Annotated in this window: 2 protein-coding genes; both read right to left on the bottom strand. The window is 59.8% G+C overall.

Going from position 1 to position 1,171, the window contains the following annotated elements:
• Positions 1–468, bottom strand: a 468-nt coding sequence (locus tag NW815_RS13145) for a helix-turn-helix domain-containing protein (RefSeq protein ID WP_414416102.1), incomplete at its 3' end; no start/stop codon positions are given.
• Positions 469–516: 48 nt separating this feature from the next.
• Positions 517–1,059, bottom strand: a complete 543-nt coding sequence (locus NW815_RS13140; RefSeq protein WP_414388000.1) for a hypothetical protein — start codon at positions 1,057–1,059, stop codon at positions 517–519.
• Positions 1,060–1,171: the final 112 nt, after the last annotated feature.

Raw genomic sequence — 1,171 nt, 5'->3', positions numbered from 1 at the left:
CCCCTTCTGAATATCCGGCTGATCCGGTTGATGCAGTTGCGGATCGAAGGGGACGGACTCCAGGGGGTTGCCGATGGGCTCATACCCCCAGCGCTGCAGCAGAGCGTCTAAGGAGCGAAACAGAGCTGTCACGTTTTGGGCCGGCCAATCGGGCTTGCGCTGGGCAATCTGGCGGACGGTGGGGTAGCTGGTGAGCAACGGCTGCAGCAGAGAGAAGAGGACTTCTGAGGAATCGGTGGCTCCCATTTTGTCATTCCCGTTGAGGCGCAGCAGGGATCCCAAATCCCACTGCAGAGCGGCAGCCAACTTTTGCAGTTGCTCCAGGCGCAGGGATCCCCACTTCCCCTGGCGCACCTGATCAAGGGCGCGGCGGCTGATCCCGGCCTGGGCCTGTAAAGCCCGCCAAGAAGACAGGCCAACAACCCGCATGCGTTCCTGCAGCCAACTATCCAGCGGTCTCTCGGCCATTGGGTTTTGCCAGGGATCCCTACGATCATGCCCCAACTTGGGTCTAGCTCAGGGATCGGCAAGGCGCAGGGAACGGGCTATAGCTTCCACATCTCGGTCATAGCGCTCGCGCCGGCTGGCCGGGTACACGAACTCAAAGCCAGCTTGCAGCGAAGGGCGGACAACTGTTTTGAGATAGAAAATCCGCTGGCCAAAGGGCTCCGCACCGCTGACACGAACGGGCTCGTAGCCGGAGACCACAAAGAAATCCCGGCCAACAGCTTGGTAAGTAACCCGGCGTTGGTTTTCCCGGCTGCGGCGAAGTTCTTCCTGCAGGGCGCTGGCAGGGGTTTCTTGAAAGATGTTGTACCCACCCCAAACCCGCAGCTCAGCCCCGTCTTGACCGAGAAACACTTGGCCATCGCCGTTGTCCGATTCCCCTTGCGGGATAAAGTCTGCCGGGTAGTCGATGCGGTAGCCGAAACGGGCATTGAGATAGGGCCGGAAACCGGCTTGGGCAACGGGAAGGGCGGGGGCGGGAGCAATGACGGGGATCCCCGCTCCTAGGATCAGTCCGGCAAGCAGACAAGCTAGGCGAGCAGCAGACTTCATGGTTTTGATTGCTCTAATCTGTAGCTATCCTAAGCTCTCTCACCTCCAGCCCCTCTCCTAGGGGGACAGAATTTGGTTTGTCCAAGCTGATACATTCACGCTGAACTCTCCT

This window comes from Synechococcus sp. R6-7, from assembly GCF_047461695.1.
In the GTDB taxonomy this organism is placed as follows: domain Bacteria; phylum Cyanobacteriota; class Cyanobacteriia; order Thermostichales; family Thermostichaceae; genus Thermostichus.
The sequence above is the reverse complement of the archived record's forward strand: the minus strand, read 5'-3'. Positions and strand labels throughout refer to the sequence as shown.